The organism is Streptoalloteichus tenebrarius, assembly GCF_024171885.1.
GTDB lineage: Bacteria > Actinomycetota > Actinomycetes > Mycobacteriales > Pseudonocardiaceae > Streptoalloteichus > Streptoalloteichus tenebrarius.
Window position 1 is genome coordinate 54944 of sequence record NZ_JAMTCP010000019.1, and the last position, 20360, is coordinate 75303.

A 20360-nucleotide genomic window follows, 5' to 3' on the forward strand; every position below is an offset into this window, starting at 1 on the left:
CGCGCGTCCAGCCCGGCCCCCACGAGGAGATCCACAGTGACGACGAGCGTGAGCCCCCGCTGGCAGCTACACCGGGGCGGCATCGTCAACGTCTGGCAGTACGCCGAGCAGACCTTCGACTTCTCCGGCGGCCGGGCGATCTTCCAGGGCACCAACGGCTCGGGCAAGTCGCGGACGCTGGAGCTGCTGCTGCCGCTGTGCCTGGACGGCGACCTGCGGCAGCTCGGCTCCAAGGGCTTCGACACGGTCAGCATCCGTCGGCTGATGCTCGACGACTACGACGGCGGGCCCAACCGCATCGGCTACGCGTGGATCGAGCTGCGCCGCGTCAGGGCCGGGGCGGACCACACGGGCGACGCGGGCGACACGGGCGACGCCGAGTACCTGACCTGCGGCATCGGCGTGAAGGCGTCGAAGACCTCGCAGCAGATCACCGACTCGTGGCGGTTCATCACGGCGGAGCGGGTCGGGATCGACCTGCGGCTGGTCGGGCCGGACGGCGTGCCGCTGGGCCCCGCCCAGCTCCGCGACGCCCTCGGCGCGGACCGCGTGCTGGAGGACGCCCCGTTCCGCGCCAAGGTCGCCGAGACCGTCTACGGCGTGCCCGCCGCCCGGTACTCCGACCTGCTCCACCTCCAGCGCACCCTCCGCAACCCGGACGTCGGCCTGAAGGTGCTGGAGGGCCAGCTCGAACAGATCCTCACCGACGCGCTGCCGCCGCTGGACGCCGGCCTGGTCGAGCAGCTCGCCACCTCGTTCGAGGACCTGGAGTCGATCCGCACCAACATCACCCGGCTGACCAGGGCCGACACCGCGCTCGGCGCGTTCCTGTCCAGCTACCGCGGCTACGCCCTCGCCCAGCTCCGCGCCGCCGGCGACCGGCTGACCGGCGCCCGCGACGCGCTCGCCTCGCTGCGGGGCGACGTCGACCGGCAGACCCGACGGCTGGAGACCGCGCGCCGCGAGCGGGCCGAGGCCGACGCCGAGGTCGCGGCGATGGAGGCCACCGAGGGCCAGTTGGAGACCCGGATCGACGCGTTGAAGTCGTCCCCGGTCTACCGGGACCTGCGCGACCTCCAGGACAGGGAGCGGCTCGTGGCGCGGGCGCGGACGGCGGCCGAGGCCGCGCTGGACGCGGCGGCGAGGCAGCGGGCGCAGGAGGACCGCGCCGTCGACTCGGTGCTGGCCGTGGTGCGCCGGTTCGCGCAGGACACGAGCGCGGCGGAGGCGTTGGCCGAACGCGGGCGGGAACAGCTCGCCGCCGCCGGTCTGGACGCCGCCGCCTGTCCCCGTCCGCCGGTCGCGCCCGCGGCGGACGCCACGGTGCTCGCCGACGAGGTCAGGGCCAAGCCGGACGCGGACGCCGCGCCGCTGCCGATCGAGCGGCGGCTGCCGCCCGCCCTCGACGCGGAGTCGCTGCTGACCGCCCTGCGCGCGGCGGCGGAGCAGGCGGACGCGGCGGTGGCCGCGGCGCGCCAGCGGGCCGCCCTCGCCGACGCGCTGCGGCACCGCGCCGTCGAGCTGGACCGGCAGCGGGGCCGCGTCGAGGAGTTGCACCGGGGCGCGCGCGAGGCGCAGATCGCCGCCACCGAGGCGGCCGGGCGCCGCAACCAGGCCGACCAGCGGCTGGCCGACGCCGCCGCGGTGTGGCTGGAGCAGTGCGCCGGCTGGTTGGCCGCCGGGCCCCTGACCGACCTGCCCGACGACGACCGGCCGGTCCTCCCCTCGGCCGACGACCTGGTGACCACGCGCTCCGCCTCCCGCTCCGCGCGGGAGGCCGTGCGGCAGTGGGCGGGACCGCACCAGCGGTCGGTCGCCCAGCGGCTGGTGGCGGCCGAGCAGATCGTGGCCTCGGCCAGGTCGGCCATCGCCGAGCGGGACGCCGAGCTGCGGGCTCTGCGGGGCGGCGTGCAGGCCGAGCCGGGCCGCCCCGCCTTCGCCACCGCCGAACGCGACCCCGCGACCGGCGCGCCGTTCTACCGCCTGGTCGACTTCGCCGACTCGCTCGGCGAGGAGCGCCGCGCCGGTCTGGAGGCGTCGTTGCAGGCCAGCGGCCTGCTCACCGCCTGGGTCACCGAGGAGGGGCGGATCACCGACCCCGGACTGGCCGACCTGGTCGCGGTCACCGCGCCGGCCGTCGACGGGCCGAGCCTGGCCGACGTGCTCGTCCCCGCGCCCGAGCCCGGCTGCCCCGTCCCCGCCGACGTGGTACGGCGCGTGCTCGCGGCCGTCGCCCTGTCCTCCCCCGACAACCCCGGCCCCGGCTCGGACCGGCCGACGGGCCTCACCGTCTCCACGCACGGGCAGTGGAGCGCCGGCGTGCTCACCGGCGCCTGGCACAAGGACACGGCGGAGTACGTCGGCGCCGGGGCGCGGGAGGCCGCCCGGCAGCGCCGGATCGCCGCGCTGGAGGACGAGCTGGACGTCCTGCGGGGCGAACTGGCCGAGGCCCAGCACGAGATGGAGCAGGCCAGGGCCGCCGTCACCGCGTGGCAGCGCCACCTCGACGCCTTCCCCGACGACGGCGACCTGATCGCCGCGCACGCCACCCTGGCCAGCGCGCAGGAGGCGGCCGTGGAGGCCGAACGACGCGCGGTCACGTTGCGCGAGCAGCACCGGGACGCCGAGCAGCGGTGGGTCGCGGCGTCGGGCGAGCTGGCCAGGGACACGGCCGAGGCCGGGCTCACGCCGGACACCGCCGAGCTGGAGCGCGCCCACCGGGCCGCCGACCAGGCGCGGCAGAGCGTCGAGCAGCTCCGCGACACGCTCGTCGAGCGGTGCGCCGGGACCGTGGGCGACCTGACCGAGACCCTCAACCACCACCACGCGGCCGTGGGTGACCGCGTCGAGGCCGAGGCCGCCGCCGACCGCGCCTGCGCCGAGTACGCCGAGCAGGCCGCCGCCCTGACCGAGCTGGCCGGGGCGGTGGGCGGCGAGGCGCAGCAGGTCGCCGACCAGCTCGCCGCGCTGGAGGACCAGCGGCGGCAGCTCCGCCGCGACCTCCCGGCGGCGCGGGAGCGGGTGGCGAGCCTGCGGGAGCAGGTCACCAAGGCGGAGACGCTGCTGGAGACCCGCAGGGGACAGCTCGGCGGACGCGAGGAGGACGCCCGGCGCGCCGAGGAGGACTTCCTCGCCACGCTCGCGGCGCCGGGCGTGTGGACCGCGGCCGTCGGCCCGGCGAGCACCGAGGAGCCGGACGGGGACGGCGGCCAGGCCGCCGAGCTGGCCGGTCCGCCGCTCGACGACCTCGACGCCGCGGTGGCCGCCCTGGCCGCCGCGCCGGACCAGCGGGTCGCCTCCGAGGGCACGGTGATCACCAAGCTCCAGTCGCTCCAGACCGCGCTCGCCGGCACGCACGACATCGCCGCCGAGACGCACGCCGGGGTGCTCACGGTGACCGTGACCGGCGAGGAGGGGCCGCGCCCGGTGGCCGAGGCCGCGCACCAGGTGGCGACCCGGCTCGCCGAGCAGCGCGGCTTCCTGGGCGAGCGCTACCAGGAGATCTTCGCGACCTACCTGATCCGCGACCTCGCGGAGCGACTGCGCGGGCAGATCGCGGTGGCCGAGGACCTGTGCCGGCGGATGAACGAGGTGCTGGAGCGGGCCCGTTCCAGCCAGGGCGTGCACGTGCGGCTGGAGTGGCGGCCGTCGGCGGCCCTGGACGAGGGCACGCGGCAGGCGCTGGACCTGGTGCGGATGCCGTTCGCCCAGCGGACGGCCGAACAGGACGACGCCCTGCGCCGGGTGTTCACCGAGCGGATCGAGGCCGAGCGGGACGCCCACTCCGCCGGCTACGCCGAGATCCTGGCCCGTGCGCTGGACTACCGCACCTGGTACTCGTTCACCGTGCGGGTGCGGGACACCGGCCCCGACGGGCGGCCGCGAGACCGGCGGCTGCGCCAACTCTCGTCCGGCGAGACCCGACTGGTGTCCTACGTGACCCTCTTCGCCGCCGCCGCGTCCTTCTACGACGCCGTGGGCGCCACCCCGGCCGCGGAGGGCGCGACCCCGTCGCCGGGAGAGGGGATGGCGGGCCCGCTGCGGCTCGTGCTGCTGGACGAGGCGTTCGAGCGGCTCGACGACCCGACCATCGCCCGGCTGCTCGGCCTGCTCGTCGACCTCGACATGGACTGGATCATCACCTGGCCCAGCGGGTGGGGCGTGTCGCCCAAGATCCCCCGCATGCACATCTACGACGTCCTGCGGCCCAAGAGCGGCCGGGGCATCGCCTGCACCCACACCACGTGGGACGGCGCCGGCCTGGACCGCGAGGACCTGTGAGCGCGCCGGAGGTGGACCGGCCGGAGCTGGCGGGCCTGTGGGCGCTGGCGCGCGACGCCCTCGCCACGAACCGCACGGCGCTGCGGCTGGAGATCCCGGACCAGGCCACGGCGGACGCGGTGGGCGCCCTCCTCGGGCGCCCACTGCGCCACCCCGGCCGCATCTCGCTCTCCCTGAAGGTGCTGCGCGACCGGCTCGCCACCCACGGTCTCGACCTCGACCAGGTCCTGGCGGCCGTGCACGGCGCACCGGTCGCCGCCGCCTCGTTCGGCCGCCCCGGCGACGAACGCTGGCACCGCACGGAGGCCCTGCTCCGCACCGCCCTGGCCGACCACGGCCTCGCCGACGAACCCTGGGTCGACCAGTGGATCGACGGCGTCTACCGGTACGGCAAGCTCCTGCCCCAGGACCTCGCGATCCTCGCCGGCCCCCTCGCGGCGGTACTCGCCGTCCTCCACCTCGACCCGTCGACCCCGCCACCCCGCCGGATCGACCGCGCCGAACTGGTGGCCCTCCCCGAGGTGGCCGCCCTCGACGACGAGGCCCGCCAGGCCCTTCACCGCGAAGTCCTGCGCGCCGCCGCCCTCGCGCACGGCGTGCCCAACCCCCAGTCCACCACCGACCGCCGCCACCTCTGGTCCCACTGTGGCGTCACCGACCCGCACTAACAGAGAAGCCACATCTCACGGCACCCGGCCGGCGGCCGAGGGCGCGACCAAGGAGGAATCGCCGCAACGGCACCTCATCGGAGAATCACAACCGGCCTTTCGCGGCTACCAGTTGTTGCTTCCGATCAGCGCCATGCGTTGGCGCGATCGACAAACGAGAACGTGGCGAGGACGTCCATTGCCGTGTCGAGGTCGCGCCCCTCGGAATCACAGCCGGAGACCATGCGCGGCACCGCCTTGACCGTGTCCTGCGGAGGCTTGGCGCCCATGGGCTCTTGTGCGGCGGCGAGCCCCCCTTCATCGAAATCCACACCGCTGCGATCCTCACCGGCCGCAAAGGACCGGTGCTGCCTGCGGATGCGCACGTCTCACCAACTCCTACTTGGCGTTGCGATCCTCACCGGGTGCTGCGTGTTGTAGCCGTCCCACCCGTCCAGGGTGGATAGTTGCGATCCTCATCGACCCCGAAGGGCCGGTGCTGCCAGGGGACCCCTCCGGCCTGCCCGCGACCTGGAAGGTTGCGATCCTCACCGACCCCCAAGGGCTGGTGCTGCCGCGAGCGGGAGGTGGCCGAGATCAGCCGCGCGCTGTTGCGATCCTCATCGACCCCGAAGGGCCGGTGCTGCCCTGCCCGAGCAGCAGGGACGGGTTTCTCCACAGGAGAAAAACCGGAACTCAGCGTACTCGCGCCACCAACACGCCGGCGACGGACTTCGGAACCTCCCGGCATGTTGTGCAGCACTGGGCGTTCCGAAGCTGGCACAACCCTTCTTGGTTACACCAGAAACGAAGGACCAACAGTCGCTGGTAAGGCGAGGGGGGGACCACGCTGGGTCGGGAGGAGCTCGCACCGTGGGGGGTATGGGGGGGCTCGGCCCCCCAACAACATGACGGACGAGCAGGTCCGCGCTCTCCGCGGACACACATCCCCCGAGGACGTGGGCGCAGCAGGGTTCGAACCTGCGACCCCTTGCTTGTAAGGCAAGTGCTCTTCCGCTGAGCTATGCGCCCGGACGTCGGGGGCGGTGGCGGGCACCGACCCCCGACGCGGAAAACCTCAGGCCGACAGCGACGCGATCGCCTTCTTCCAGGCGTTCTGGTCGCGGGCCTCGCCCGGCTGGTTCACCTCGGCGAACCGGACGACGCCCTGCTTGTCCACCAGGAAGGTGCCCCGGTTGGCCATGCCGGCCTTGTCGTTGAACACGCCGTAGATCTTGGCGACCTCGCCGTGCGGCCAGAAGTCCGACAGCAGCGGGAAGGTGTAGCCCTGCTGCTCGGCCCACGCCTTGAGGCTGAACGGGGTGTCCACGGACACACCGATCACCTGCACGTCGTCGTTCTGGAACTCGGCGATCTCGTCCCGGACCTGGCAGAGCTCACCCTGGCAGATCCCGCTGAACGCGAACGGGTAGAAGACAAGCAGCACGTTCTTCCCGCCCCGGAACGAGGACAGGGTCACCTGCTCCCTGTTGTAGTCCGGGAGCGTGAAGTCCGGAGCCTCGGCACCGACCTCGATCGGCATGGAAGCACTCTCCTCTTGGTCTCACGGCTGGCTGCCAGCGCCAGCCTAGAGGCTGGGTCGTCCCGTCACGTCCTGGCGGTTGCGCTGGCGGCTCAGCGCCTGGTCTTCGGCTTCGCCTTCGCGCCGACCAGCCGGGTCCCCGACCAGTCCTCGGAGACCGAGACGGTGGAGGTGGGCGACAGGCCGGCGGTCTTGGCCGCGTCGGCGATGTCGCTGGGCTCCACGTAGCCCGATCGACCGGTCTTCGGGGTGAGCACCCAGACCACGCCGTCGTCCGCGAGCGGGCCGATCGCGTCGACCAGGTCGTCGGCGAGGTCGCCGTCACCCTCCCGCCACCACAGCAGGACGACGTCCATCACGTCCTGGGCGTCCTCGTCGAGGAGCTCGCTCCCGCACCGCTCCTCGATGGCGGCTCGAACCTCGTCGTCGACGTCCTCGTCCCAGCCGAGTTCCTGGACCACCATGTCAGGCTCGATGCCGAGCTTCTCGGCGACACCGATCTTGCCGGCGTCTCCCGCGGCGACCACGCCTTCTCACTCCTCCTAGTGCGCCAGTGCGGCGGCACTGCACCCCTGGGGCAGGTGGCCGCCGCACCTGTCGGTCGAAATCGGTCGCGGTTAGCGAACACTGGCAGTGGCCACCTGCGCAACCGCTCAGCCAGGGACACGCCGGACGGGTTCTCCCCGGGCGCCCCACGGGCGGGAGGACCACCCCTCGATCGGCCGATTGACAGTTACCCACGAGTAATGTCGCACCCGCTCGCTACGCGCGCGCGATAAGAGGGATGATGGACCGGATGGGCACCTGCCTATCCGTGCACAAGTCGACGACGCAGGCGAGGAGAACCCTTGGCCCCGCAGAACAACGGCGCCGGTAGCGCGGGCACCCCGGAGCGGGTGCGCGTCATCCGCGACGGACTGGCCGCCCACCTCCCGGACATCGACCCGGAGGAGACGGCCGAGTGGCTGGAGTCCTTCGACGCGATGCTGGAGGGTTCCGGCCAGCAGCGCGCCCGTTACCTGATGCTCCGGTTGCTGGAGCGCGCCAGGGAGAACCGGGTCGGTGTCCCGTCGCTGACCAGCACCGACTACGTCAACACGATCCCCACCGAGCAGGAGCCCTGGTTCCCCGGCGACGAGGAGACCGAGCGCCGCTACCGGGCGTGGATCCGGTGGAACGCCGCCATCACGGTCCACCGGGCGCAGCGCCCCGGGGTGGGTGTCGGCGGTCACATCTCGACCTACGCCTCCTCGGCGTCGTTGTACGAGGTCGGTTTCAACTGGTTCTTCCGCGGCAAGAACCACCCCGGCGGGGGTGACCAGATCTTCGTCCAGGGCCACGCCTCGCCGGGCATCTACGCCAGGGCGTTCCTGGAGGGCCGGCTCACCGCCGACCAGCTCGACGGCTTCCGCCAGGAGTACTCGCACGCCGGTCCCGGCGGCGGTCTGCCGTCCTACCCGCACCCCCGGCTGATGCCGGACTTCTGGGAGTTCCCGACCGTCTCGATGGGCCTCGGCCCGATGAACGCGATCTACCAGGCCCGGTTCAACCGGTACCTGCACGACCGCGGCATCAAGGACACCTCGCAGCAGCGGGTGTGGGCCTTCCTCGGCGACGGCGAGATGGACGAGCCGGAGTCGCGCGGCCTGGTGCACGTCGCGGCCAACGAGGGCCTGGACAACCTGACCTTCGTGGTGAACTGCAACCTCCAGCGGCTGGACGGCCCGGTCCGGGGCAACAGCAAGATCATCCAGGAGCTGGAGGCGTTCTTCCGCGGCGCCGGCTGGAACGTCATCAAGGTCATCTGGGGCCGGGAGTGGGACGCGCTGCTGCACGCCGACCGCGACGGCGCCCTGGTCAACCTGATGAACGTCACCCCTGACGGCGACTACCAGACCTACAAGGCCAACGACGGCGCCTACGTCCGCGAGCACTTCTTCGGCCGCGACCCGCGGACCAAGGAGCTCGTGGCGCACATGAGCGACCAGGACATCTGGAACCTCAAGCGGGGCGGCCACGACTACCGCAAGGTCTACGCGGCGTACAAGGCGGCCAGCGAGCACGTGGGCCAGCCGACGGTCATCCTGGCCAAGACCATCAAGGGCTACGGCCTCGGGCCGACCTTCGAGGCGCGCAACGCCACGCACCAGATGAAGAAGTTCACCCTGGACGACCTCAAGAAGTTCAGGGACACGCTGCGCATCCCGATCTCGGACGCCGAGCTGGAGCGCGACCCCTACCGGCCGCCGTACTACAACCCGGGACCGGACGCTCCGGAGATCCAGTACCTCCAGGAGCGGCGGCGCCAGCTCGGCGGCTACCTGCCGGAGCGCCGCGCCAAGGCCAAGCCGCTGGTGCTGCCGGGCGACAAGGTCTACGACGTGATCCGCCGGGGGTCGGGCAAGCAGGAGGTCGCCACGACGATGGCGTTCGTCCGGCTGCTCAAGGACCTGGCCAAGGACCCGGAGATCGGCCCGAGGTTCGTGCCGATCATCCCGGACGAGGCCAGGACCTTCGGCATGGACTCGATGTTCCCGACGCAGAAGATCTACAACCCGCACGGGCAGCTCTACACGTCGGTGGACGCCAAGCTCATGCTCGCCTACAAGGAGAGCGAGGGCGGGCAGATCCTGCACGAGGGCATCAACGAGGCGGGCTCGACCGCGTCGTTCACCGCCGCCGGCACGGCCTACGCCACGCACGGCGAGCCGATGATCCCGATCTACATCTTCTACTCGATGTTCGGGTTCCAGCGGACCGGTGACGGCCTGTGGGCCGCGGCCGACCAGATGGCGCGCGGGTTCGTGCTGGGCGCCACCGCCGGCCGCACCACGCTGACCGGTGAGGGCCTCCAGCACAACGACGGCCACTCGCTGCTGCTGGCGCACACCAACCCGGCCGTGGTCGCCTACGACCCCGCGTGGGCGTTCGAGGTGGCGCACATCGTCAAGGACGGTCTGCGCCGGATGTACGGCGAGAACGCCGAGGACATCTTCTACTACCTCACCGTCTACAACGAGCCGTACCAGCAGCCGGCGGAGCCGGCGGACCTCGACGTCGAGGGCCTGCTGCGCGGTCTCTACCGGTTCCGGCCGGCCGAGGGCTCCGGGCCGCGCGCCCAGCTCCTGGCCTCCGGTGTGGCGATGCCGTGGGCGCTCAAGGCGCAGCAGATGCTGGCCGAGGAGTGGGGTGTGCACGCCGACGTGTGGTCGGCGACCTCGTGGGGCGAGCTGCGCCGCGAGGCGGTCGAGTGCGACCGGCACAACCTGCTGCACCCGCAGGCCGAGCAGCGCGTGCCGTACGTGACCCGTGTGCTGGCCGAGTCGCACGGCCCGGTCGTGGCGGTCTCGGACTGGATGCGGGCCGTTCCGGACCTGATCCGGCCGTACGTGCCGACCGACATGGTCACCCTGGGCACCGACGGGTTCGGCTTCTCCGACACCCGGCCGGCGGCCCGGCGTCACTTCCTGGTGGACGCCGAGTCGATCACGGTGGCCACGCTGGCGGCCCTCGCCCGGCGCGGCGAGGTCGACAGGGCCAGGGTGGTCGAGGCCGCGCAGCGCTACCGGATCGACGACGTGCAGGCCGCCGGCCCGCAGACGTCCGACCCGGGCGTGGCCTGATCCCGGCCAGAAGGCCATGACCTGACGGCCCGCGCGTCCTCGTGACGCGCGGGCCGTCCGCGTTCCGCCCCCAACCGGCTCCCTGGCGTCCCCGGTTTTCCGGGTGACGCCGTCGCACCTGGTGGGCGAGGATCGGGTGGTGGCGGCGGGAACGGACCGCAGAGACGCCGGTGTGCCATGAGCCAACGGGACGGAGACCCGGAGGGCGGGCACGGGCCGGACGACGTGGTCGGTGGCGTCGACGGCGCGCGCGGCGGTTGGGTCCTGGCCGTGGTGCTCGGCCCGGAACGCGTGCTGTGGCATCTGGCCGGTGACGCCGGGGAGGTCCTCGCCCACGCGAGGTCCTGTGCGGTGTTGGGTGTCGACATCCCGATGGGCCTGCCCGAGCGCGGACGCCGCTCCTGCGACGTGGAGGCGGCCCGCCGGCTCGGGTCCGCCCGGTCGTCGGTGTTCCCCGCGCCGGTCAGGAGCGTGCTCGACCAACGCGACCACGAGGCGGCGTGCCGGGCGTCCCGTGTCGTGACCGGTAAGGCGATCAGCCTCCAGACGTGGAACATCATCCCGAGGATCAGGGAGTGGGACCGCCGCCTCCTGCCGACTGACCAGGACCGGATCGTGGAGGTGCACCCCGAGCTGTCGTTCAGGGCCATGGCGCCGTCGACGGCGTTCGCGGCCAAACGCACGGCGCGCGGCGTGGGGCAGCGGTTGGCCGCGCTGCGCCCGTTCGTGGACAGCGGCGTGGTGCTCCAGGATCTCCCGGGCGGCGTGGCTCTGGACGACGCCCTCGACGCGCTCGCGGCGGCCTGGTCCGCGCGCCGCTGGCGACAGGGACGCGCGGAAGCCCTCGGCGAGCCCGACGAGGTGGACGGGCGCGGCCTGCGGATGCGGATCGTGGTGTAGGCGCGAGCCAGGAGAGGACGCGGATGGAGCGAGGACGCTGGGTGGAGGTCGCGGACGGTGTGTTCGCGCGCCGGTACGTCGAGCTGGACCAGACGCTCGGCCTGGTCGTCGGCGGGGAGCGGTGCCTGGTGGTCGACACCGGCGGCAACGACCCGCAGGGCGAGGAGCTGGCGGCGGCGGTGCGGGAGGTGACGCCGCTGCCGTGGTCGGTGGTGGTCACCCACGCGCACTGGGACCACTTCTTCGGCACGGCCGCGTTCGGCCCCTGCGACGTGTGGGCGCATCCCCGCTGTCAGGAGGCGATGGCGAACTCCGCCGAGGCGCAGCGCGCCGACTGGGCGCGGCGCTACCAGGACGAGGGCAGGTCGGAGTTGGCCGACGCGCTGCTGAGCGCCACGCTGGTCCTGCCGGACCGGGAGGTCACGTCGAGGGTCGACCTGGACCTCGGCGGCCGGACGGTGACGTTGCTCCACCCGGGACGCGGGCACACCGACAACGACGTCGTCGTGCACGTCCCTGACGTGGCGGCGGTCTTCGCCGGCGACCTGGTGGAACAGGGCGCTCCGCCCTCGATCGGCGAGGACGCGTATCCGCTGGAGTGGCCCTCGGCGCTGGACGCCGTGCTCGCGATGGACCCCGTCGTGGTGCTGCCGGGGCATGGCGAGCCGGTCGACCGGGCGTTCACCGAGGCCCAACGCGACGAACTCGCGGCGCTCGCCGACCTGCTCCGCGCGGTCCGGGCCGGTGAGCTGTCACTCGACGCGGCGCTGCGCCGCTCCCCCTACCCCGACGACGTCACGCGTCCGGTGTTGGAGCAGGCGACCCCGGCATGACACCGGCATGACACCGGCATCACGCGGCACGGCGCCGCCGTCGACGTCCGGCGGACGTCGACGGCGGCGCCTCCCACCGACCCCTCGGTCGACCGCTCAGCGCTGGATCGCCTTGACCTCGGTGAACTCCTCCATGCCGTGCCGGCCGAACTCCCGGCCGTTCCCGGACTGCTTGTAGCCGCCGAAGGGCGCCTGGGTGTTGAACGCGCCGCCGTTGATGTCGATCGAGCCGGCGCGCAGCCGCCGGGCCACCGCCATGGCCCGCTCGGTGTCGGCGGAGAACACGCCGGCCGCCAGGCCGTAGATCGTGGAGTTGGCGATGCGCACCGCCTCGTCCTCGTCCCGGTAGGGGATCACCGACAGCACCGGCCCGAAGATCTCCTCCTGGGCGATGGTCATCTCGGGCGAGACGTCGCCGAAGACGGTGGGCCGCACGAAGTAGCCGCGCTCCACGCCCTCCGGGGCCTCCGGCCCGCCGAGGGCCAGCGTGGCGCCCTCCTCGACGCCCTTGCGGATGTAGCCGACGACCCGCTCGCGCTGCGCGGCGGAGACGACCGGGCCGAGCCGGGTCTCCGGGCTGGCCGGGTCGCCGGGCGCGTACTTGGCCGCCGCGGCGGCCGCGATCTCGACCGCCTCGTCGTGCCGGTCGGCCGGCACGAGCATCCGGCTCCACGCGGTGCACGCCTGGCCGTTGTTGAGGTAGCAGTAGGCGACGCCCAGCTTGACGGACCTGGCCAGGTCGGCGTCGTCGAGGATCACGTTGGCGGACTTGCCGCCCAGCTCCAGCGCCACGCGCTTGACGCTCTCGGCGGCCAGGGCGGAGACCCTGCGGCCGGCCCCGGTCGACCCGGTGAACGAGACCATGTCGACCAGCGGGTGGCTGACCAGCGCCTCGCCGACGACCGGGCCGGTGCCGTGCACGACGTTGAACACCCCGGCCGGCACGCCGGCCGCCTCGACGATCTCGGCGAGCAGGCCGGCGGTCAGCGGCGCCACCTCGCTGGGCTTGAGCACGACGGTGCAGCCCACGGCGAGCGCGGGAACGATCTTGGCGACGATCTGCTGCAACGGGAAGTTCCACGGCGTGATCGCCGCGACCACGCCGACCGGCTCGCGGACGACCAGCGAGTTGCCGATCTCCTCCTCGGCGGGGAAGCCGGCGGCCAGCTCGGCGAGGACGCCCTTGGCGATGCCCAGCGGGTTGGGCACCTGCGCCTTGCTGGCGAAGGTGATGGGCGTGCCGACCTCGGCGGTGATGGTGGCGGCCAGCTCGTCGAACCGCTCCTTCATGCCCTCGCGGACGCGGGCGAGGATCGCGGCGCGCTCGGCGACCGGGGTGGCCGCCCAGGCGGGGAACGCCTCGGCCGCGGCGCGCACGGCGGCGTCGGCCTCCTCGGCGGTCCCGGCCGGCACCGAGGCGATGACCTCCTCGGTCGCCGGATTGACGACGTCGATCCGTTCCCCGGAGCCGGTGATCCGCTCACCGCCGATCAGGTGGTCGGTGCGCGCAGTGACCGGAGCCGCCATGGATCCTCCCGTGGGCTTGTAACACATGACGCGGAGACAGCGACGAGAGTGTCACATCCGAGGGGGGTGCGCATCCACCCTCCCGGGGGACGACGGGACCGCACGCGCGCACCCGTGGCGGCACCACGGCGGGACAGATGTCGACATGACGACCCCGGGCAGCGCGCCGGCACGACCAGCGGGGACACGACGACGCGAAGGGCGGGGCCGCGGGCGGTGAGCCCCGCGACCCCGCCCCGTCGGCGGTCAGCGACCCCGGCCGGGGCCGGGGGCGTCCTCAGTCGAAGACCGGGTCCTCGGTCCGGGTGCGCTTCAGCTCGAAGAAGTGCGGGTAGCCGGCCAGCAGCCGGGCGCCGTCGAACACCCGGCCGGCGTCCTCGCCGCGCGGGATCCTGGACAGCACCGGTCCGAAGAAGGCCACGTCGTCGACGTGCACGACCGGGGTGCCCACGTCCATCCCGACCGGGGCCATGCCCCGCTCGTGGCTGGCCCGCAGCTCCTCGTCGTGGTCGGTGCCGGCGGCGGCCTCCGCCAGCTCGGCCGGCAGCCCGACCTCGGCCAGCGCGTCGCGGATCACCGCGTCGAAGTCCTTGACGCCCTCGTTGTGGATCCGGGTGCCCATCGCGGTGTAGAGCGGGCGCAGCACCTGCTCCCCGTGGTGCTTGGCGGCCGCGATCGCCACCCGCACGGGCCCCCACGCCCTCTCCATGATCTCCCGGTACTCCTCGGGCAGGTCCCGGCCCTCGTTGAGCACCGACAGGCTCATCACGTGGAAGTTCAGGTCGATGTCCCGGACCTTCTCGACCTCCAGCAGCCAGCGGGAGGTGATCCACGCCCACGGGCACAGCGGGTCGAACCACAGGTCAACCCGGAAGCGGTGGTCAGGGGTCGTAGCGGTCATGGGCCGGTCTCTCCGTTTCACCAGGCACGACGGTCACGTCGGGCGTCGGCACCCGCCCGAGGGGTGCTCCGTGCGTGTCCAACCACCGGCCGCCGCGCCGTGTTCCCGCCGGAACCCGAGCGCGCCAGGGGGACGGATCGTGATTGGATGCGCGCGGAAGCGAGTCGACCTGGACGAACGAGGTGGAACGTGGCGGCCCCGAACCTGACCCGCGAGCAGGCGCGGCAACGCGCCGAGCTGCTCGAGGTGGAGTCCTACGCCATCGAGCTGGACCTCACCGACGGCGCGGGACGCCCCGGCGAGGGCACCTTCCGCTCGACCACCACCGTGCGGTTCCGCGGCCGGCGGCCCGGCGCGTCGAGCTGGATCGACCTGGTCGCCGCCGGGGTGGACCGGGCGGTGCTCAACGGCGTCGAGCTGGACGTCGCCGACTACCGCGAGGACGACGGCATCGCCCTGCACGACCTCGCCGAGCACAACGAGCTGCTGGTCCAGGCGGACTGCCGGTACATGAACACCGGCGAGGGCCTGCACCGGTTCGTCGACCCGGTCGACGGCGGGGTGTACCTGTACACCCAGTTCGAGACCGCCGACGCCAAACGGATGTTCGCCTGTTTCGACCAGCCCGACCTCAAGGCGGTCCACGACATCGCGGTGATCGCCCCCGCCGACTGGAAGGTGATCTCGAACGCGCCGGTGGCGCGCACCGAGCCCGCCGCCGGCGGCGCGGTCCGGCACGTGTTCGCAACCACCCAGCCGATGTCGACCTACCTGGTGGCCCTGGTCGCCGGTCCGTACGCGGAGTGGCGGGACGAGTTCAGCGACGGCGAGGGCACGATCCCGCTGGGCCTGTACTGCCGGGCCTCGCTGGCCGAGCACATGGACGCCGAGCGGCTGTTCACCGAGACCAAGCAGGGCTTCGCGTTCTTCCACCGCGCCTTCGGCGTGCGCTACCCCTTCGGCAAGTACGACCAGTGCTTCGTGCCGGAGTTCAACGCCGGCGCCATGGAGAACGCCGGCTGCGTGACCTTCCTGGAGGACTTCGTCTTCCGCAGCCGGGTCACCTCCTACATGTACGAGCGGCGCGCCGAGACCGTCCTGCACGAGATGGCGCACATGTGGTTCGGCGACCTGGTCACCATGCGGTGGTGGGACGACCTGTGGCTCAACGAGTCGTTCGCCACGTGGGCCAGCGTGCTGGCCCAGGCCGAGGCCACCGAGTACCGCCACGCCTGGACCACGTTCGCCAGCATCGAGAAGGCGTGGGCCTACCGGCAGGACCAGATGCCGTCCACCCACCCCATCGCCTGCGACATCCCCGACCTCCAGGCCGTGGAGGTCAACTTCGACGGCATCACCTACGCCAAGGGCGCCAGCGTCCTCAAGCAGCTCGTGGCCTACGTGGGGCTGGAGAACTTCCTCGCCGGCCTGCGCGTGTACTTCGACAAGCACGCGTGGGGCAACGCGACCCTGGCCGACCTGCTGTCGGCGTTGGAGGCCGCCTCCGGCCGCGACCTGTCGTGGTGGAGCGCGCAGTGGCTGGAGACCACCGGCCTGAACCTGCTGCGCCCGAGGTTCGCCGTCGACGAGGAGGGCCGGTTCACCGAGTTCGCGGTGCTCCAGGGCCCGGCGCGCCCCGGGAGGGGCGAGCTGCGCACGCACCGGCTGGCGGTCGGCGTCTACGACGAGGACCCCGCGACCGGCAAGCTGGTGCGCACCCACCGGGTGGAGCTGGACGTCAGCGGTGACCGCACCGACGTGCCCGAGCTGGTCGGGAAGCCGCGCGGCAAGCTCGTCCTGGTCAACGACGACGACCTGACCTACTGCACCATGCGGCTGGACCCGGGGTCGCTGGCGACGCTGGTGGACCGGATCGGCGACATCGCGGACCCGCTGCCGCGCACGCTGTGCTGGTCGGCGGCGTGGGAGATGACCCGCGAGGCCGAGCTGAAGGCCAGGGACTTCGTGACCCTGGTGCTCGGCGGGGTGGGCGCCGAGAGCGAGGTGGGCGTGGTCCAGCGCCTGCTGCTCCAGGCCCAGACCGCGTTGAACTCCTACACCGACCCGTCGTGGACGGCCGAGGGCTGGCGCCGGTTCTCCGCGAGGGTGCTGGAGCTGGCCGTGGGCGCGGAGCCCGGCTCGGACCACCAGCTCGCGTTCGTCAACGCGCTGGCCGGCTCGGTGCTCGGCGACGAGCAGGTCGCGGCGCTGCGCGGGTGGCTGGACGGCTCCGCGGCGCTGCCCGGCCTGGTGGTCGACACCGACCTGCGGTGGCGGCTGCTCCAGGCGCTGGTCGCGCACGGCGCCGCGGACGAGGCCGAGATCGCGGCCGAGGAGGAGCGGGACCGCACCGCCACCGGCCGCCGGCAGGCGGAGCGGGCCAGGGCGCTGGTGCCGACCGCCGAGGCCAAGGCGGAGGCGTGGCGTCGCGCGGTGCATGACGACGAGCTGCCCAACGCCGTGAACGAGGCGATCATCAGCGGGTTCTCCCACCCGGCGCAGAAGGAGCTGCTCGCCCCGTACGTGGAGCGGTACTTCGCCGACGTCGCCGGCGTGTGGCGGCGGCGGTCCAGCGAGCGGGCGCAGCCGACGGTGGTCGGGCTGTTCCCGGCGTGGGCCGTGGACAGGGCCACGTTGGTCGCGGCGCACGAGTGGCTGGCCGACGAGCACCCTCCGGCGCTGCGGCGCCTGGTCACCGAGGGCAGCTCGGGGATCGAGCGGGCGCTGGCCGCCCGGGCCTTCGACCGGTCCTGACGTCCTGACGTCCTGATGCCGGGGCGCGGCCCCGGTTCCCCGGGCCGGCACTGACGCGTGGTGTGGTGGGTTCTCCCGCGAACGGGGGACCCACCACACCAATTTCCGGTAACGGCCCTACTACAGAGCGTAAGCTGGCGGCATGGCCGAGGTCGCGTCGCTGGTGTCGGCGTTCGCCAGCCTCCTGTGGCCGGTGCTCGTGCTCACGGCGCTGTTGCTGTTCCGTGGCCCACTGGCCAGGATCGTGCGCGCCGCGGCCCACCGGGAGGTGGAGATCGAGATCGGCGGCCAGCGGCTGACCATGCGGGAGCTGAACCACCAGCAGAACGAGCTGATCCAGGACCTCCAGCGGCAGGTCTCGACGCTACGCAAGGCGCTGGACGGGGCGGGCACGGCGCCCGCCGCTCCCGAAACCGCTCCCCCGGCGCCCGCGTGCGGTGAGCCGGTCGAGCTTCCCGCGCCCCGACCCGAGGGGGAGCCGTTCGCCGTGTTGTGGGTGGACGACAAGCCCGAGACCAAGGCGCTGCTGGTCGAGCAGCTCCGGGGCAACGGGGTCAGGGTCGACGTCACCAACAGCACCAGCGACGCGATGAACCTGTTGTCCCGCCGGCGTTATCGCCTGATCGTGACGGACATGGGCAGGGAGGAGAACGGCTCCTTCCAGCCGGACGCCGGGCTGGAGCTGCTCAGGGAGGCCAGGGACACCGGCGTGGACACCCCGGTCGTCGTCTACTGCATGCCGCACAACGGCACCCAGTACGGGGTCCAGGCGCACGGGCTGGGCGCCGTGGGCGTCACGTCCTCGGCGGTGGAGCTGTTCGACTACTTCCAGCGCTTCGGCCTGCTCTGAGGCTCGGCCAGCTCTCAGGCCCCCGGCGACACCGCCCCCTCAGTGGCTCAACGGCCGGGACGGCTGGTGGCCCGCCGGCCGTTCCCACGAACGAGAAGCGCCGTGCCCGTCGACAACGGACACGGCGCCGAAAGAACGCGAGGGTGGTCAGCGCCGCCGCTCGGGCGCGCGCCCGGCCTGGTCGCCGAGCATGCGCACGCCGCTCAGCAGACCGCCGGCCAGGTCGCCCTCCTTGAAGAACGCGACCATGCCCATCACGGCCAGGGTGCAGCCCCGGTCGGGCAGCCGCCGGTGCGCCTCCTCGCCGGTCACCACCTCGACCACGCGCTGGCCGGGCGACACCGCGATGAGCACGGCCCGCGAGGCGCCGTGGCCGATGCTGGCGTGCAGCGCCTCCGCCCTGGCCCTGCTGTCCTCGCCGAGGTCGCCGAGGTAGATGCTGAAGTCGAGCCCGGTGACCCTGCTGGTCACCGTCAGCGCCTCGTCGATCTGCGAGAGCTGCTGCGGGGTGAACGGCAGCCGGGGGCGGCCGGGCACGATCCGGCGGGCGACCGAGACGCGCCCGGTGGCCATCACGGCCTCGCCAGGGCCCAGCTCGGCCTCGTCGACCGGCTGACGCTCGCGGATCTCACCAGCTCCCACGGGCACCTCCCCGAGCGGTTCCGGCCGGCTCCCCGGCCGTCAGGGTCTCCTCGGCCGGCTCCGCGCCGGGCGCCGACGATCCCGCCGCGGCGCCGTGCCCCCCGGCGGACGCGCCGAGACCGGCCGGGTTGGCGGTCCACCACACCGGCTCGTACTCCCACTCCTGGCCAGGACGGTAACGCGGCCCACGAGTGAACTTCGGCCACAACGTCAACAGCGTGATCACGCCGTAGATGCCCAGCGGGATCAGCGCGAAGACGACGACGGTCTCCACGACGCTCACGGCCCGTACCGTAGCTGATCCACCACACCCTCGGCCGCTCGGACCCGCCGGAGGCGACGCCGACGTTCCCGCGACCCGGTCAGGTCGCGGCCCCGCCGACGGGGGTCGGCGGGCCGACGGGCCACGGCCGCGCCCGTTCCAGCTCGGCCGCCAACGCGAGCAGGACGGCCTCCCCCGCCGGTCGTCCGACGAGCTGCACGGCGACGGGCAGGCCGGCCCCGCTCCCCCCGGTCCTGCCCAGCGGCAGCACCACGGCGGGTTGCCCGGTGAGGTTGTAACCGGTCGTGAACGGGGTGAACCGCTCCTGCCTGGCGAAGTCCTCGGCGGGGTCGCCGGAGCCGGAGAACCAGCCGACGGCGGGCGGGAGGTGGGCCAGCGCCGGCGTGAGCACGACGTCGTGGGCCTGGTGTGCGGTCACGGCCGCCCTGGCCACGGTCTGCGTGACCTGGAGGGCGCGCAGGAAGTCGGGCGCGCTGGTCGCGCTCCCCCGCGCGCGCAGCCACCGGGTGAAGGGCAGAAGCTCGTCCTCCCTCGCGGGGTCGACGGGCACCGCGTGGGCGAGCACCGCCCACACCGTCTCGACCGCGGCGACGGCGTGCTCCGGGAACGGCGGCTCGACGTCCACGACCTCGTGGCCGAGGTCGACCAGCAGGTCCGTGGCCTCCGCCCACACCCGCAGGCACTCCGGGGCCACCTCCGCCCCTGGCACGGGCGGCCGGGCGTACCGGCCCACGCGGAGCCGGCCGGGTGGGCGACGCGCGTGGTCGAGGAAGGACCCGCCCGAGGGCAGCGGCGCCGTCCACGGCTCCCCCGGACGGTCGACGGCCATGGCGTCGAGCATCGCGGCGGCGTCAGCGACCGTGCGGGCGAGCGGGCCGATGACCGCCATCCCGGTGACGTCGCCGGCGAGCGGCCCCCTCGGCACGCGCCCCCTGGTCGGTTTGAGCCCGACGACGCCGCAGCAGGCCGCGGGGACGCGGATGGAGCCCGCGCCGTCGCTGCCCTGGGCGACCGGGAGCAGGCCGGCCGCCACGGCCGTCGCGGCGCCGCCGGAGGAGCCCCCTGCGGTGCGGGTCGGGTCGTGCGGGGTGACGGCCGGCGGCTGACCGGCGGGCTCGGTGTAGCAGGTGAGCCCGAACTCGGGTGTGCTGGTCTTGCCGAGGCTGACGGTGCCGGCGCGGTGGAGCGCCACGACGACGTCGTCGTCCACGGTCGGCACGAAGTCGCGGTAGACGGCCGAGCCGAAGGCGGTGCGGACGCCGGCGGTGAGGTTGAGGTCCTTGACGCCGGTTGGCACGCCGACCAGCGGGGGCAGCTCGGCGGGGTCGCCGGCCGCCATCACCGCGCGGCGCGCCTCCCTGGCCCGCTCGATCGCCCGGTCGGGGGTGAGGAGGGCGAACGCGCCGAGCCCGGCGTGGGCCTCGGCGCGGCGCAGGTGGTGCTCCACCAGCTCGACGGGGTCGAGTTGGCGACGGCGGACCGCGTCGGCCTGCTCCAGCGCGGTCAGCTCGTGCGGGTCGGCCATGCCACCTCCGTCGACGGGAGTCGAACAGGGGCTCGAACGGGAGAAGGATGA

General features: G+C 73.4%; 15 protein-coding genes and 1 tRNA gene. 7 read left to right on the plus strand and 9 right to left on the minus strand.

The window, feature by feature from the left end:
* Positions 1-36 precede the first annotated feature (36 nt).
* Complete coding sequence (locus tag LX15_RS17090) at positions 37-4281, plus strand: TIGR02680 family protein (protein WP_253670597.1); 4245 nt, start codon at positions 37-39, stop codon at positions 4279-4281.
* Positions 4278-4949, plus strand: a complete 672-nt coding sequence (locus tag LX15_RS17095; RefSeq protein ID WP_253670598.1) for a TIGR02679 domain-containing protein — start codon at positions 4278-4280, stop codon at positions 4947-4949. The genes LX15_RS17090 and LX15_RS17095 overlap by 4 nt, the downstream gene beginning before the upstream one ends.
* A 125-nt stretch (positions 4950-5074) precedes the next feature.
* On the opposite strand, the gene LX15_RS17100 is transcribed toward LX15_RS17095, so the two are convergent.
* The 4 genes from LX15_RS17100 to LX15_RS17115 form a co-directional block, all read right to left on the minus strand.
* Positions 5075-5314: a hypothetical protein gene (locus LX15_RS17100; protein ID WP_253670599.1), complete on the minus strand. Its 240-nt coding sequence runs from the start codon at positions 5312-5314 to the stop codon at positions 5075-5077.
* Between the two features lie 574 nt (positions 5315-5888).
* A tRNA-Val gene (locus tag LX15_RS17105) sits at positions 5889-5960 on the minus strand.
* Between the two features lie 46 nt (positions 5961-6006).
* Positions 6007-6471 carry a peroxiredoxin gene (locus LX15_RS17110; RefSeq protein WP_253670600.1) on the minus strand — a complete coding sequence of 155 codons (465 nt, stop codon included), beginning with the start codon at positions 6469-6471 and terminating at the stop codon, positions 6007-6009.
* Between the two features lie 92 nt (positions 6472-6563).
* Positions 6564-6998, minus strand: a complete 435-nt coding sequence (locus LX15_RS17115) for a DUF3052 domain-containing protein (RefSeq protein WP_253670601.1) — start codon at positions 6996-6998, stop codon at positions 6564-6566.
* A 321-nt stretch (positions 6999-7319) separates the two neighbouring features.
* Here LX15_RS17115 and aceE point away from each other — a divergent pair, with 321 nt between their 5' ends.
* The 3 genes from aceE (at position 7320) to LX15_RS17130 (ending at position 11827) form a co-directional block, all read left to right on the plus strand.
* The gene (gene aceE, locus LX15_RS17120; RefSeq protein WP_253670602.1) at positions 7320-10094 is read left to right on the plus strand and encodes a pyruvate dehydrogenase (acetyl-transferring), homodimeric type; all 2775 of its coding nucleotides are present in this window, start codon (positions 7320-7322) and stop codon (positions 10092-10094) included.
* Positions 10095-10271: 177 nt separating this feature from the next.
* Entirely contained in the window at positions 10272-10994 is a 723-nt protein-coding gene (locus LX15_RS17125; protein WP_253670603.1) for a DUF429 domain-containing protein, read from the plus strand.
* Positions 10995-11017: 23 nt separating this feature from the next.
* The gene (locus LX15_RS17130; protein WP_253670604.1) at positions 11018-11827 is read left to right on the plus strand and encodes an MBL fold metallo-hydrolase; all 810 of its coding nucleotides are present in this window, start codon (positions 11018-11020) and stop codon (positions 11825-11827) included.
* A 96-nt stretch (positions 11828-11923) separates the two neighbouring features.
* On the opposite strand, the gene LX15_RS17135 is transcribed toward LX15_RS17130, so the two are convergent.
* Together LX15_RS17135 and LX15_RS17140 are read right to left on the minus strand one after the other, a co-directional pair.
* Complete coding sequence (locus LX15_RS17135) at positions 11924-13354, minus strand: aldehyde dehydrogenase family protein (protein ID WP_253670605.1); 1431 nt, start codon at positions 13352-13354, stop codon at positions 11924-11926.
* A 277-nt stretch (positions 13355-13631) separates the two neighbouring features.
* Positions 13632-14255: a mycothiol-dependent nitroreductase Rv2466c family protein gene (locus tag LX15_RS17140; RefSeq protein WP_253670606.1), complete on the minus strand. Its 624-nt coding sequence runs from the start codon at positions 14253-14255 to the stop codon at positions 13632-13634.
* 189 nt (positions 14256-14444) lie between these two features.
* Here LX15_RS17140 and pepN point away from each other — a divergent pair, with 189 nt between their 5' ends.
* Positions 14445-17009: an aminopeptidase N gene (gene pepN, locus LX15_RS17145; RefSeq protein ID WP_253670607.1), complete on the plus strand. Its 2565-nt coding sequence runs from the start codon at positions 14445-14447 to the stop codon at positions 17007-17009.
* A gap of 142 nt (positions 17010-17151) precedes the next feature.
* Complete coding sequence (locus tag LX15_RS17150) at positions 17152-17859, plus strand: response regulator (RefSeq protein WP_253670608.1); 708 nt, start codon at positions 17152-17154, stop codon at positions 17857-17859.
* Positions 17860-18006: 147 nt separating this feature from the next.
* On the opposite strand, the gene LX15_RS17155 is transcribed toward LX15_RS17150, so the two are convergent.
* From LX15_RS17155 to LX15_RS17165, 3 genes are all read right to left on the minus strand, one after another.
* Complete coding sequence (locus LX15_RS17155; protein ID WP_253670609.1) at positions 18007-18501, minus strand: DUF5130 family protein; 495 nt, start codon at positions 18499-18501, stop codon at positions 18007-18009.
* A complete protein-coding gene (gene ctaJ / locus LX15_RS17160; protein WP_253670610.1) occupies positions 18488-18784 on the minus strand; it encodes an aa3-type cytochrome oxidase subunit CtaJ in 297 nt (98 codons plus the stop codon). Before ctaJ ends, LX15_RS17155 begins: the two co-directional genes overlap by 14 nt.
* Before the next feature lie 79 nt (positions 18785-18863).
* Entirely contained in the window at positions 18864-20309 is a 1446-nt protein-coding gene (locus tag LX15_RS17165) for an amidase (RefSeq protein WP_253670611.1), read from the minus strand.
* Between the last annotated feature and the right edge of the window lie 51 nt (positions 20310-20360).